We start from the raw sequence: 13,116 nt of genomic DNA on the forward strand, positions 1-13,116 counted from the left end.
GGATGCGCAGGCTGCTTCCTCAACTCCCCTACGAAGCAGGCATGTTCCCGACGGCAAGATCTGCCGTAGTGAGCGGATTCATAGTGATTGAGCACCCCGTCCGGGGCTCTGTACCGGGCCTGCGACCGGCTCGGGCCCCCGGATCCCGGATCCGGGCGACACGGAGAGGCCCGATGTTGACCGGACCGCGCGACGTCCTAGGTAGCCGCAACTCTTTCGGGGAAGATCTGGCTCAAGCAGCCCGCAAGCACCAGGCACCCGGATCAGAAGTGGAAGAGTCAACCTATGCAGGTCTGGCCGGGACAGGCGTATCCCCTCGGTGCCACGTACGACGGCGCCGGGACCAACTTCGCGGTCTTCTCGGAGGCCGCCAACCGAATCGAGTTGTGCCTGCTGCACGACGACGGTTCCGAGACGGCGGTGGAACTCAGGGAGACCGATGCCTTTGTCCGCCATGCCTATCTGCCCGGGGTGATGCCCGGTCAGCGATACGGATTCAGGGTCCACGGGCCGTACGAACCGGAGCGCGGCGTCCGCTGCAATTCGGCCAAACTGCTGCTGGACCCGTACGCCAGGGCCGTCGCCGGGCAGATCCAGTGGGGCGAGGCGGTGTACGGCTATCCGTTCGGCCGACCCGACGCGCGCAACGATCTCGACTCGGCGCCGCACACCATGACCTCGGTCGTGGTCAACCCGTACTTCGACTGGGGCGACGACCGGCGGCCCCGTACGGACTACCACCGCACGGTGATCTACGAGGCCCACGTGAAGGGTCTGACGATGCTCCATCCGGGGCTGCCGAAGGAGCTGCGCGGCACCTACGCGGGGCTGGCCCATCCGGAGGTGATCGCCCATCTGACAGAACTGGGCGTCACAGCGATCGAATTGATGCCGGTTCACCAGTTCGTCCAGGACAACCGGCTGGTGGACGCGGGGCTGGCCAACTACTGGGGTTACAACACCATCGGTTTCTTCGCCCCGCACAACGCGTACGCCTCCTGGGGGGACCGCGGTGAACAGGTGCTGGAGTTCAAGCAGGCTGTTCGGGCGCTGCATCAGGCCGGTGTCGAGGTGATCCTCGACGTGGTCTACAACCACACCGCGGAGGGCAATCACCTGGGTCCGACGCTCTCCTTCCGGGGCCTGGACAATGCCTCGTACTACCGGCTCGCGGACGACCAGCGGTACTACATGGACACCACGGGGACCGGGAACTCCCTGCTGATGCGCTCGCCGCACGTGCTGCAGCTGATCATGGACTCCTTGCGGTACTGGGTCACGGAGATGCATGTGGACGGCTTCCGGTTCGACCTGGCGGCCACCCTGGCCCGGCAGTTCCACGAGGTCGACCGGCTGTCGTCGTTCTTCGATCTGGTGCAGCAGGACCCGGTGGTAAGCCAGGTGAAGCTGATCGCCGAACCGTGGGACGTAGGTGAGGGCGGCTACCAGGTGGGGAACTTCCCGCCGCTGTGGACCGAGTGGAACGGCAAGTACCGGGACACCGTGCGGGACCTGTGGCGGGGCGAGCCGAGAACCCTCGCCGAGTTCGCCGGGCGGCTGACGGGGTCGTCGGACCTGTACCAGGACGACGGCCGACGGCCGCTCGCCTCGATCAACTTCACCACCTGCCACGACGGTTTCACGCTGCATGACCTGGTCTCGTACAACGACAAGCACAACGAGGCGAACGGCGAGGGCAACCGGGACGGCGAGAGTCACAACCGGTCCTGGAACTGCGGCGCGGAGGGCGAGACGGACCGGCCGGAGATTCTGGAGCTGCGCGAACGACAGATGCGGAATTTCATCGCCACTCTGATGGTGTCGCAGGGCGTGCCGATGCTGAGTCACGGCGACGAGTTCGCGCGTACGCAGCGGGGCAACAACAACGCGTACTGCCAGGACAACGAGTTGTCGTGGGTGCGCTGGCCGGACCCCGCCGAGGCCGCGACGGACGACGTGGACGAGGCCGATCCGGCCGAAGGGGACGGTCTCGGGAGCAGTCTGCTGGAGTTCACCCGGGCAATGGTCTGGCTCCGCCGCGACCATCCGGTCTTCCGGCGCCGCCGGTTCTTCCACGGCCGTCCCGTCGAGGGCACACACGACGAGCTCTCGGACATCGCGTGGTTCACACCCGAGGGCAGCGAGATGAAGCAACGGGACTGGCAGGCCGCGCACGCCAAGGCGCTGACGGTCTTCCTCAACGGCCGTGCGATCTCGGAGCCGGGGCCGCGCGGCGAACGGATCTCCGACGACTCGTTCCTGCTGATGTTCAACGCGAGCGCCGACACGCTGGAGTTCTCCGTTCCGGTGAATCATGGCCGACAGTGGATGGTGGTGGTCGACACGGCGCGCCCCGCCGGCGTCCTTCCCGGCTCGGGGCCGAAGGTGTCGGCGGGCGAACGGGTGACGCTGATCGGGCGGAGCATGGCGGTGCTGCAGCGGCCCGCCTAAGCTTGGCTTTAAACCCCACCAAGATCATGTCTTGGTGGGGTTTAAAGCCAAGCGTAAGACCTGTCCGGCGGATCTTCGCGGATCAGCCCGCGGCGTCCGGTGCGGTGCATCGCAAGGCGAAGGATCGTCCTCGTACTGGACGTACTGGGACGACTCCGACAACGCAGCGAGGTGCCGTGCCAGGCGTCGCGGGCCCGCGAAGATCCACCGGACAGGTCCTGGGTCCGGGCTTCCGGCCCGGCCGTCGACTCGACGACACCGCCGGTCGAGCCCTTTGCGGCGCTCGGTGACACAGGAGCCCGCAGGCTGGGTACGTAACGGCGCATGACGCCCACCGCCACCTACCGGCTTCAGCTCCAGCCGGACTTCCCGTTCGCGGCTGCCGGACACGCCGTGCCGTATCTCGCCGCGCTCGGCGTCTCCCATCTGCATCTGTCCCCGGTCCTGGAAGCCGTGCCCGGCTCCAGACACGGGTACGACGTCGTCGATCACAGCCGGGTACGCGCCGAGCTCGGCGGTCAGGAGGGGCTGCGTGAGCTGGCCCGCACGGCGCATGAGCACGGTCTCGGGCTGGTCGTGGACATCGTGCCGAACCACATGGCCGCGGTCCCCCGCCACAACCACGCCCTGCGGGAGGTGCTGCGCGAGGGCCCCGAGTCCCCGTACGCCCGCTGGTTCGACATCGACTGGGCGGCGGGCGGCGGCAAGGTGCTGCTACCGGTGCTGGCCGGACGGATCGGCGACGAGATCGACAGGCTCCGGGTCGACGGGGAGGTGCTGCGCTACGGCGAGCAGGAGTTCCCGCTCCGGACCGGCACCGCCCGTCTGCCGCTGCCCGAACTGCTGGATGCCCAGCACTACCGGCTCGGCTGGTGGCGGCTGGCCCGCACCGAGCTGAACTACCGGCGGTTCTTCACCATCTCCGACCTCATCGGGGTGCGAGTGGAGGACCCCGAGGTCTTCGCCGCCACCCACGGCAAGATCCTCGAGCTGGTCCGGGACGGGGTCGTCGACGGGCTGCGCATCGACCACCCCGACGGGCTCGCCGATCCCGAGGCCTATCTGGAGCGGCTCTCGGCGGCGACCGACGGGCGGTGGACGGTGGTGGAGAAGATCCTCAACCGTACCGAGCCGCTGCCCGCGGGCTGGGCCGTTGCGGGGACGACCGGGTACGACGCGCTGCACCGGATCGACGGCCTCTTCGTCGATCCGATGGGCGCCGCGGAGCTGCTCGGCCGCTACCGGGAGTACGCGGGGCCCGCCGGGGACCGCGGCGGTGACTGGACGTCGACCGTCCGCCGGGCCGCGTACCGGGTGGTGACGCATGAACTGGCCGCCGAGACCGGGCTGCTGACCCGGCTCGCCGTACGTATCTGCGCCGAGGACCCCGCGCTGCGCGACCACGCACCGTGGACGCTGCACACCGCCGTGTGTGAACTTCTTGTACGCGTACCCGTCTACCGCCCGTATGTGACACCCGGCGGGCCCCGCACAAAGACGGCTGGGACGACGCTCTCGGATGCGGCCGTACGGGATGCGGAGGCGGTGTTCTCCGTTCCGGAGGAGGCTTCGGCCGTCGAGGTCGTGCGGGATCTGGCAATGGGGCGGCTCGGCGAGGGGCCCGACCGGGCGGCGTTCTGCGCCCGGTTCGCCCAGACCGCGTCGGCGTTGCGCGCCAAGTCGGTCGAGGACACGGCGTTCTACCGGTACGTACCGCTGATCTCGGCGAACGAGGTGGGCGGCAACCCCGGTCAGCCTGCGGTGACACCGGAGGAGTTCCACGCGTTCTGTGCCCGGCTGGCGCGCGACTGGCCGACCACCGGCACGGCGCTGACCACGCACGACACCAAGCGGAGCGCCGATGTACGGGCCCGGGTCGCGGTACTGACCCAGTGCCCGGAGCAGTGGTCCTGGCTGCTGGTGGAGCTGGGGCGGGCGACTCCCGCGACCGCTCCCGATGCGCAGCTCGCCTGGCAGGCCTGGCAGACGGCCTTCGGCTGCGTGAAGCTGCCTGTCCGGGAGATGGCGGGCCGGCTGGAGCCCGCACTGCTGAAGGCAGTCCGCGAGTCGGGACTCTTCACCAGCTGGACCGAGCCCGATCCGGCGTACGAGCGGGCGATGACGGACTTCGTCGCGGCGGGACCGGCCGCCGACAACGGTCCGGTGCGCGAGGCGCTGGAGCGCTTCGCGGGCACGCTCGACCCGTACGTACGGGCCAATGTGCTCGGCGCGGCGCTGGTGCAGCTGACGATGCCGGGTGTGCCTGATCTGTATCAGGGCACGGAACGGGAGTACCTGGCGCTGGTCGACCCGGACAACCGGCGGCCGTTTTGCCACCCTTCCGGGAACGGGGCCTTCAGTGAGAAGGGGGAGCTCACCGCGGCGGCGTTGCGGCTGCGGCGCGAACGGCCGGAGGTGTTCGGCGAGTCGGGTACGTACGCCCCGCTGAGCGCCCATGGCCCGGCGGCCGCACACTGTCTGGCCTTCTGCCGCTCGGGCGAGGTGGTCACCGCGGTGACCAGGCTGTCGTTGCGGCTGGCGGAGTCGGGCGGCTGGCGCGGGACGGAGCTGACGCTGCCGGACGACGGGCCGTGGACCGATCTGCTGGCGCCCGGCCGGAAGTTCACCGGGGCCACGGTCGCGCTCGTCGAACTCTTCGCGCAGCGTCCGGTGGCGCTGCTCAGCCGGGTCGGACGAGAAGGGCCCGCGGACCGCGCGTGAGCACCCCGGTGCCGGCCGGGCGGAATCCGTCGGCCCAGCGGAGCCCGGGCATCGCGTCGAGCAGGGCCCGCAGGCCCTGCTGGGCCTCCAGTCGCCCGAGCGCGACGGCCGGGCAGCCCGCCGGTCCGGTGAGGGACCGGCCCTGGTCGTGGCGGAAGGGATCGAAGAGGTCGGGTGCACAGAACCGTTCGGAATCGCGGCCCGCCGAGCCGATCAGACAGGCGACGGGCGCCCCGGCAGGCAGCGTCCCGCCGCTGAGGGTGACCTCGGTGACGGTACGGCGCAGCACGACCTGGACGGGCGGGTCACGGCGCAGCGACTCCGTCCAGGCCCGGACGGCCAGGGCGGGTTCGATGCGCAGCGCGGCCAGGAGGTCGGGGGCGTCAAGCAGGTTGGCGAGGAAGGAGGCGAGCGCGGTCTCGCGGAGGCCGGTGTGCCGGGTGCAGGGTGTGGTGGCGGTGCGTCCCGGTCCGGTGCGGGGCAGCCGGGTCGCGTACGGGCGGGCGGGCGTGTCGGCTGCGCAACCGACGGGCAGCCAGTGGCAGAACTCCTCGACGAGGTCGGCCTGTTGGCGGCCTGCGATGCGGTGCGCCAGCACGTAGGCGGTGCGCTCGATCCGCTCGGCCATGTGACGTGGTACTGAACCGGTGGCGGCCCTGCGCTGCTTGCGGGGCGTGCACAGGGTGCTGCCGTGGCAGAGTCCGAGGGGTGCGGGGCCGCCGCGGGGCGCAGTGTCGTGCGGGAACCCGGTGAACCGGGGGTCGCTGAGGGCCGTGGTCACATCCGCGTACCGGCTGACCAGCCAGGCGCCCAGGGGCGCGTCGTAGCTGAGCGGGTATTCCTCGCGCAGGATGCGGTAGAGCCGGTACGGGTCGTGTGCGGCGCCGGGTGCGAGCAGGCTGGGGCCGGTGCCGGGGCGGGATCCGCGCGCCGCCCGGCCGGCCCGGCGGCCGGGGTGCGGTGGGGGTATGCCCTCGGGCGCGTCGGCCTGCATCGGTACCCCCGGGGCGTCTGGGCGCCGGTGTGCGGCGCGGTTCCTCACCAGCGGATCACCGCCGGGGGCGCTGCGCAGTCGATGTACGGCTGTCCGGGTGACGACGGTGTACCCGGTCGGGCCGGGTATCGGTCCGTGGGCGACCGGGGCGGAACGGCCAGGAGACTCCGAGCAGATGCGTGAACGCGGCGGCGGCCCCGGTCAGCTCGACACGGGGGGCGGCCGTGCTGGGCGACCACGACCGTCCGACGCTCTCCGAGGCGGTCGGCGAAGCCTTTCCCACCCTCGCCGGCCGCGGCCTCCGTCAGCAGTCCTGCTGCCGCCTCGCCGGGCCTGCGTCCGACTCAGGCAGGGGGCCCGAGGGCGGGTGCGGAGAGCCGGAAGCTCATCCGTCCGAAGCTCACCTGGTCCCCGTCGCGGACCGGGACCGTACCCGTGACCCGCTGTCCGTTGACACAGGTGCCGTTGGTCGAGCCGAGGTCGCGCAGCAGCCAGCGGCCGCCCTGCACGGTGAGTTCCGCATGGAGCCGGGAGACGGTCTCGTGGTTGAGCCGCAGCCCGTTGCCCGGATCGCGGCCGATCAGCAGGGGGTACGGGCTGGGAGTGGGGAGCAGGAGTTTCGGGAGGCGTTCGGTCTGCCAGACCCGGCGCACCCGGCCGGGAAAGCCGGACACTCCGCTCACGACCCGCAGTATCCGCCGTGACCAGCGGTCTTCGCTCTCCAGGTCTGCGGTGAGCGCCTCCAGCTCCTCCGAGCACCGAGCGGTGAGGGCCAGTTCCATGCGCCGCATGAAGGTGTCGTGGGACAGCTTGCCCTGTGCCGCGCCGTCTCTGAGCACGCCGAGAACACGGTCGCGCTGGGCGTCGGACAGCCGCGCGGGATACGTGTGGAACTCGAAGGGGGACGTCACGAAGCCAATTGTCGGGCCGACCGCCCCGGAGTGTCCAGAACAACTCCGCTTCCGGACTCCTGACCTGCACGGAACACCTGCTCCGGAATTTCTGAGCAGTGCCGGGAAGACGTTGCTACTCTCTCCCGCCGCAGGCCACCGGTCGATCGCCGGAGGCCTTCTGCGCGTCTCGAGGAGACTTTGTGACCCATGCACCACAGGAATTGACCATCCGTCCGCTCGCCGGTCCGCAGGAGCTCGTGCTCTTCCGCCGGCTGTCGTACGTACTCGATCACGAGCTCGCCGAGGACCTGGAGAGCGGGCGTCGCCGTCCCGAGTGGATGTGGGTGGCGCTGCGCGGCGAACGCGTGGTCGCGCGGATCGCCTGGTGGAGCCAGGGCGGTGACATACCCCTGTTCCTCGACTTCTTCGACCTCGACGACACCCTGCCCGAGCCCGAACGCGGCGAGGCGGGCCTGCGGCTGCTGGAGGCGGCGACGGCAGCGGTCGTGCCCGCCGGTGCCCCACGGCCCGAGTACGGACGCTTTGTACCGGCCGACTGGCGCGAGGACCCTGCGGCCCGTGATGTCGTCGAGGCCCGGATACGGGTCATGGAGCGCTCCGGTGCGCGGATGCTGGTCGAGCGGCTGCGCCTGGAGTGGCGCGCCGGTACGCCGGTCCCCGCCGGCAGCGGCCGGCTGCGGTTCCGCCCGGTCGACGGGCGGGAGGATCTCCTCTCGCTGATGACACCGGCGATGGAGGGCACCCTCGACGCCCACGGCCGGGCCGACCTGGCATCCGGACTCGGCGCCCGCGAGGCGGCCGAGAAACACTACGACGAGGAGCTGGCGAGGTACACGACACCGCGCGAGTGGTGGCGCATCGCCGAACTCCCGGGCGGTGAACCCGTCGGGTTCGTGATCCCGGCGCGCAACAACTACAACCCGATCATCGCCTACATCGGCGTGCTGCCCGCCCAGCGCGGTCACGGCTACATCGACGACATCCTCGCCGAGGGGACCAGGGTGCTGGCCGCGCAGGACGGCGTGGAACGGATCCGGGCCTCGACCGACCTCGGCAACGTCCCGATGGCCAAGTCCTTCGAGCGCCTCGGGTATGTGAACTTCGAGCGCTCCTTCGACATGGTCTGGGACTGATCCCGTGGACGGTCCACCGGACTGCCGGTTACGGTGACCACCCGCCCGAGAACCGAAGAAGGTCCTGGTTTATGGGCAGTTCAGCTGATGATCGTGGCGTCCGAGCTGGTTGTTCGCGTGGTGGACATGTCCGCCACGGACGAAGCCGTCGGAGCAGGGGAAGCCGTCACACGCCGGCCGTTCTTCCACTGCGTCGGCGGCGGACGCGCACGCCGGCGATCAGAAGGGCGGCACCCAACAGCAGGATCCCCGGGATCAGCGCCTTGAGTGCGACACCGCCGGACGCTTCGGCGTCCATGGCTGCGGCCGGGGCGATGGCTTGGCTGTGCGGGAATCCGATCTTCGCACCGGCGGCCGGAACAGTACCCGAGCAGCGCGGGCACGGCTACGGGTACGACCTGCTCGCCGAGTGCACACACTTCCTGGCCGCTGAGGGCGCCGAGTTCATCGCGGGCGCCACCGACCGCGGCAACATACCGATGGCGGCCGCGTTCGCCCGGGCCGGCCATCGCATCAGCCAGGAACGCGTCCATCTGGTGTGATTTCAGGGGTGGGTTCCGCCAGCCAGTCCAGGCGGAGCTGCTGCTCGGCGGGGATCGTGGCATCCTCGCCGCGCGGCCCCACATTGAGAAGCAGATTGCCGCCCGCGGACGCCGTCTCCCGTACCAGCGAGTCCAGCGCGTCCCGGCCGAGGAACGCCTCGGGCGGGGAGTTGCGGTTGTAGCCGAAGCTGTGGTCGATGCCACGGGTGATCTCGTACGGGTCGGGGCCGGTGTAGCGGGCGAATTCGGGCGTACGGAAGTCGTAGTACGGGGGTTTGCGCGGGACGAAGCCTTCGCCCTGGGCGATGGTGCGGCGCTCCCAGCGGTCGTACAGGGCCTTGGCGCCCGGGAGTTGCAGTGCACGCCACATCGGTGCGTACGGGAACAGCCGGTCGTTGACGACGCCGTGCGGGACGGTGAAGCGGTAGTACTCCACGAGACGCTGGACGTCGGAGCGGGAGCCGGGCCAGGCGATGTCGTTCCAGAGGATGTCGGGGCGGTAGCGGCGGATCAGTTCGCGTATCTGGGCGCCCGCGTACGCGGGGTAGCTGCCGCGCGGGACGGCCGAGACGGTGTCCGCGCCGGTACCGATGGGCCGGTCGTCGAAGGTCCAGTCGAGGCCGCCGGAGTAGTAGACACCGAAGCGGAGCCCTTCGGCCCGTACGGCTTCGGCGAATTCACCGACCACGTCGCGCGAGGTGTGCCAGCCGGTGCGGTGCGGGTTGCCGACCTCGGAGGGCCAGAGGCAGAAGCCGTCGTGGTGCTTGGTGACGAGGACGGCGTAGCGTGCGCCCGCGGCGCGGAAGCTGCGGGCCCAGGCGGCGGGGTCCCAGGTGTCCAGGGCGTCGTTGAAGTCGCCCCCGAAGGCTGTGTACGGGCGGGAGCCGTAGGTCGCGCGGTGGTGGGCGCAGACGGGGCTGTCGGGGAAGCGGAGCGCGTTCTCGTACCACTCGGCGTACGACGTCCAGCCGAGCGGCGAGCGGCGGCCCGCCAGGGGCAGCTCGTCCGCAGGGACGTACGGCGGGGCCCAGCCCGGTACGGAGGCGGGCGTCCAGTGCACAAAGATCCCCAGTCGGGCCCGGGACCACCATGAAGCAACCATGGCTCGAAGTATTGATCACGAAGAAGGTCGTTCGTAAGATCCGGGCACCTCCTGGGCACCTTGCCGGACCCTGACGAGCTGATGGCGAGTAGCCGATGATCCTGGACGATCCCCGTACGGAACCGCAGCGCCGCGTCGGCGGTGGCTGGATCGGCGGTCTGGTGCTGGCCAATCTGGGCCTGTACATGGCTTTTCTCACCCCGATCCAGGTGCTGCTCGCGGAGCAGATCGACGATCTCACCTCGTCCGGCAAGGAGGTCGCGCTCGGCTGGGCGACCGGGGCCGGGGCGCTGGTCGCGGTGATCGCCAACCCGGTCGCGGGCGCGGGCAGGGCGTCGAAGAGGAGGGTGCTGCCCGGTGCGTGCTCGCCGAGGGCGTAGCCGAGCATCGTCACTTCGGCCGGTTCGTTGATGGTGATCCACATCGGTACGCGGTCGGCGAGGCGCTCGGCGACGATGCCCGCGTACTCGGCGAAGCGGTAGGCCGTGTCCCGGTTGAGCCAGCCGCCCGCCTCGTCCAGCGGCAGCGGGGTGTCCCAGTGGTAGAGGGTGGGGGCAGGGGTGATGCCGTGGGCGCAGAGTTCGTCGACGAGGCGGTCGTAGAAGTCGAGCCCCTGCGGGTTGATGGGTCCGCTGCCGCCGGGCACCACGCGCGGCCAGCTGACGGAGAACCGGAAGGCGTCGGCGCCGAGGCCGGCCAGAAGGGCGACGTCCTCGCGGTAGTGCTGGTGGAAGCCGGTCCCGCGGGTGGTGTCGGTGCCGTCCTTGATCCGTCCGGGCTGTGCGGCGAAGGCGTCCCAGCCGGAGGGGCCCTTGCCGTCGGTGTCGGACGCCCCTTCGGTCTGGAATGCGGAGGCGGAGGCTCCCCAGAGGAAACCGGGCGGGAACGACGGCACATTCATCTCGGCCTCCACAGCCGTAAGAGGGAGTGCGTATTGAGCAGAACCTGACGGGGCAGTGATCAGAACCAGACCTTAATCGCCAGTAACGGGCTCGATCCAGTGTCGCGAGTCAGTCGTCGCGGCTGATGCCGACCATGGGGCACGGGGGCGAGGAGACGAGGAGCGTTGCATGCTGTTCGAGGTATGGGCACCGGATGCGGACTCGGTCGAACTGCGGCTGGCGGGTGCGCTGCGGGCAATGGGGCGTGATCCCGTGCGGGCCGGCTGGTGGACCGCCGAGGCGGAGGCGTCGGACGGGGACCGCTACGGGTTTGTGCTGAACGGGGGCGCGGACGGCGGGGCCGATGGGCCCGTGCTGCCCGATCCGCGCTCGCGCCGTCAGCCGGACGGGCCGGACGGCGAGAGCGCCGTCGTCGACCACTCGGCGTACACCTGGCGCAATGACTGGGCGGGCCGGGGACTCCCGGGTGCCGTCCTGTACGAGCTGCACATCGGTACGTACACCGACGAGGGCACCTTCGACGCCGCGGCGGCCCGGCTCGGCCATCTCGCCGAACTGGGCATCACCCATGTGTCGCTGATGCCGGTCTGCCCCTTCCCCGGTACCCACGGGTGGGGGTACGAGGGGGTGTCGCTCTGGGCCGTGCACGAGCCGTACGGCGGTCCGGAGGGGCTTAAGCGTTTTGTCGACACGGCGCATGGTCTCGGACTCGCGGTCGTCCTGGACGTCGTCCACAACCACCTCGGCCCGTCCGGCAATTACCTCCCGGCCTTCGGCCCGTACTTCACCGAGACCCACCACACACCGTGGGGCGCGGCGGTCAACCTCGACGCGCCCGGTTCGGACGAGGTGCGGGCGTATCTGCTGGGCAGCGCGCTCGCCTGGCTGCGCGACTACCGGCTCGACGGACTGCGGCTGGACGCGGTCCATGCCCTGGCCGACACGCGGGCGCTGACCTTCCTGGAGGAGCTGTCCACGGCGACCGACGCGCTCGCCGCCGAACTCGGCCGTCCGCTCTCGCTGATCGCCGAGTCCGACCTCTGCGACCCGCGGACGACGACACCTCGCGAATCGGGCGGGATCGGCCTGCACGCCCAGTGGAACGACGACTTCCACCACGCCCTGCACACCGCGCTCACCGGTGAGTCCCAGGGCTACTACACGGACTTCGCCGCCGCCCCGCTGGCCGCCGTCGCCAAGACCGTGACGAGCGTGTTCTTCCACAACGGTACGTACTCCAGCTTCCGCGGCCGTACCCACGGCCGCCCCGTCGACATCACCCACACCCCGGCCCACCGCTTCGTCGGCTACGCCCAGACCCATGACCAGATCGGCAACCGGGCACTGGGCGACCGGCTCTCCGCCAGGCTCTCGCCCGGTCTGCTGGCCTGCGCCGCGGCCCTCGTACTGACAGGGCCCTTCACCCCGATGCTGTTCATGGGCGAGGAGTGGGGCGCCCGCACCCCCTGGCAGTTCTTCACCGACCACACCGATCCGGCGCTCGCCGAGGCGGTCCGGGGCGGCAGACGGCGGGAGTTCGCGGCGCACGGCTGGGCGGCGGACGACATTCCGGACCCGCAGGACCCAGCCACCCGGAACCGCTCCTGCCTGCACTGGAGCGAACCGGCTCAGGAGCCGCACGCCCGTCTGCACGCCTGGTACCGCGAGCTGATCGCACTGCGCCACGCCCTGCCCGACCTCTCCGACCCGAACCTGGCGTCGGTGCGGACCGCCCACGACGAACAGGCGCGCTGGCTGGCATACCGGAGGGGAGATCTGCGGATCGCCGTCAACCTCGACGAGAAGCCGGCCACGATCCCGCTGGGCGGCGGCCGGCGCCGGGGAGCCGGAGGCAGAGTCGTGGCCGCGTGGGAGCCGGTGGAAGCCCCGGGCGGCGACGGGCTGCTGCATCTGCCGCCGGAGTCGTGCGTGGTGCTGGCCGACGACTGATCTCCGGGGGCGCGCGGTAGAGCCCCGGCTGTCCGGCAAGTACCGGCGCGGCATGACGGACGCGCCCGCCGTTTCCCGCGCGGCCCGCAACCGGGCGAACGGGGGCGACGACCTGCGGCGCCGGGACAACGAGGAGACCTGGCAGGTCGTGGACGCCGTCCTGGCCGTGGCCGAGGAAGCCGGCCGCACCCCCGCCCAGGTCGCACTCCGCGGGCTCCTCGGGCGGCCGGGCGCCACCGCCCCCATCACCGGGGCGCGCACGATCGAGCAGCTCACCGACAATCTCGGCGCCGTGGGCCGGGAGCTGACGGACGACCGGACGGCGAGGCTGGACGCGGCGAGCGCCCGCCCGCTGCCGTATCCGTACGACATCCTGGAGCGGCTGAGCGACCGCGACCGGTAGGGCC

General features: G+C 70.8%; 10 protein-coding genes and 2 pseudogenes. 7 read left to right on the top strand and 5 right to left on the bottom strand.

Annotated elements, in window-relative coordinates:
* Positions 1-285: 285 nt before the first annotated feature.
* A complete protein-coding gene (gene glgX / locus OG953_RS10150; RefSeq protein ID WP_405683589.1) occupies positions 286-2,451 on the top strand; it encodes a glycogen debranching protein GlgX in 2,166 nt (721 codons plus the stop codon).
* Positions 2,452-2,775: 324 nt separating this feature from the next.
* Positions 2,776-5,172, top strand: a complete 2,397-nt coding sequence (gene treY / locus OG953_RS10155; RefSeq protein ID WP_405683591.1) for a malto-oligosyltrehalose synthase — start codon at positions 2,776-2,778, stop codon at positions 5,170-5,172.
* On the opposite strand, the gene OG953_RS10160 is transcribed toward treY, so the two are convergent.
* A complete protein-coding gene (locus OG953_RS10160) occupies positions 5,132-6,166 on the bottom strand; it encodes a cytochrome P450 (protein ID WP_405683593.1) in 1,035 nt (344 codons plus the stop codon). The genes treY and OG953_RS10160 overlap by 41 nt on opposite strands.
* Positions 6,167-6,510: 344 nt before the next feature.
* Positions 6,511-7,077, bottom strand: a complete 567-nt coding sequence (locus OG953_RS10165) for an FHA domain-containing protein (RefSeq protein WP_405683595.1) — start codon at positions 7,075-7,077, stop codon at positions 6,511-6,513.
* A gap of 182 nt (positions 7,078-7,259) precedes the next feature.
* Between OG953_RS10165 and OG953_RS10170 the strand changes: the two genes are divergently transcribed.
* Positions 7,260-8,213 (top strand): GNAT family N-acetyltransferase, encoded by a 954-nt coding sequence (locus tag OG953_RS10170; protein ID WP_405683597.1) that lies wholly within the window; start codon positions 7,260-7,262, stop codon positions 8,211-8,213.
* Between the two features lie 166 nt (positions 8,214-8,379).
* On the opposite strand, the gene OG953_RS10175 is transcribed toward OG953_RS10170, so the two are convergent.
* Entirely contained in the window at positions 8,380-8,511 is a 132-nt protein-coding gene (locus tag OG953_RS10175) for a hypothetical protein (RefSeq protein WP_405683599.1), read from the bottom strand.
* Positions 8,512-8,569: 58 nt separating this feature from the next.
* Here OG953_RS10175 and OG953_RS10180 point away from each other — a divergent pair.
* Positions 8,570-8,755, top strand: a pseudogene (locus OG953_RS10180) (GNAT family N-acetyltransferase); the annotation flags it as partial.
* Here the strand turns inward: OG953_RS10180 and OG953_RS10185 are convergent.
* Positions 8,727-9,857, bottom strand: a complete 1,131-nt coding sequence (locus tag OG953_RS10185) for an alpha-L-fucosidase (protein ID WP_405683601.1) — start codon at positions 9,855-9,857, stop codon at positions 8,727-8,729. The pseudogene OG953_RS10180 and the gene OG953_RS10185 sit on opposite strands and share 29 nt — an antisense overlap.
* Positions 9,858-9,952: 95 nt before the next feature.
* Between OG953_RS10185 and OG953_RS10190 the strand changes: the two genes are divergently transcribed.
* Positions 9,953-10,237, top strand: a complete 285-nt coding sequence (locus tag OG953_RS10190; protein ID WP_405683603.1) for a hypothetical protein — start codon at positions 9,953-9,955, stop codon at positions 10,235-10,237.
* On the opposite strand, the pseudogene OG953_RS10195 reads toward OG953_RS10190, so the two are convergent.
* Positions 10,144-10,758: pseudogene (locus tag OG953_RS10195) on the bottom strand (glycoside hydrolase family 1 protein); the annotation flags it as partial. The gene OG953_RS10190 and the pseudogene OG953_RS10195 sit on opposite strands and share 94 nt — an antisense overlap.
* A gap of 169 nt (positions 10,759-10,927) precedes the next feature.
* On the opposite strand from OG953_RS10195, the gene treZ reads away from it, so the two are divergent.
* A complete protein-coding gene (treZ, locus tag OG953_RS10200) occupies positions 10,928-12,709 on the top strand; it encodes a malto-oligosyltrehalose trehalohydrolase (protein WP_405683605.1) in 1,782 nt (593 codons plus the stop codon).
* Positions 12,710-12,761: 52 nt separating this feature from the next.
* Positions 12,762-13,112 carry an aldo/keto reductase gene (locus OG953_RS10205; RefSeq protein WP_405683607.1) on the top strand — a complete coding sequence of 117 codons (351 nt, stop codon included), beginning with the start codon at positions 12,762-12,764 and terminating at the stop codon, positions 13,110-13,112.
* Positions 13,113-13,116: the final 4 nt, after the last annotated feature.

It is taken from the genome of Streptomyces sp. NBC_00057 (genome assembly GCF_045041165.1).
Classification (GTDB): domain Bacteria; phylum Actinomycetota; class Actinomycetes; order Streptomycetales; family Streptomycetaceae; genus Streptomyces.

What these genes read in the sequence shown, in the direction of transcription:
- OG953_RS10205 (WP_405683607.1), top strand. Translation starts at nt 12,762, where the DNA reads ATGACGGACGCGCCCGCCGTTTCCCGCGCGGCCCGCAACCGGGCGAAC.
- glgX (WP_405683589.1), top strand. Translation starts at nt 286, where the DNA reads ATGCAGGTCTGGCCGGGACAGGCGTATCCCCTCGGTGCCACGTACGAC.
- OG953_RS10185 (WP_405683601.1), bottom strand. Translation starts at nt 9,857, where the DNA reads ATGGTTGCTTCATGGTGGTCCCGGGCCCGACTGGGGATCTTTGTGCAC.
- OG953_RS10175 (WP_405683599.1), bottom strand. Translation starts at nt 8,511, where the DNA reads ATGGACGCCGAAGCGTCCGGCGGTGTCGCACTCAAGGCGCTGATCCCG.
- treY (WP_405683591.1), top strand. Translation starts at nt 2,776, where the DNA reads ATGACGCCCACCGCCACCTACCGGCTTCAGCTCCAGCCGGACTTCCCG.
- treZ (WP_405683605.1), top strand. Translation starts at nt 10,928, where the DNA reads ATGCTGTTCGAGGTATGGGCACCGGATGCGGACTCGGTCGAACTGCGG.
- OG953_RS10190 (WP_405683603.1), top strand. Translation starts at nt 9,953, where the DNA reads ATGATCCTGGACGATCCCCGTACGGAACCGCAGCGCCGCGTCGGCGGT.
- OG953_RS10160 (WP_405683593.1), bottom strand. Translation starts at nt 6,166, where the DNA reads ATGCAGGCCGACGCGCCCGAGGGCATACCCCCACCGCACCCCGGCCGC.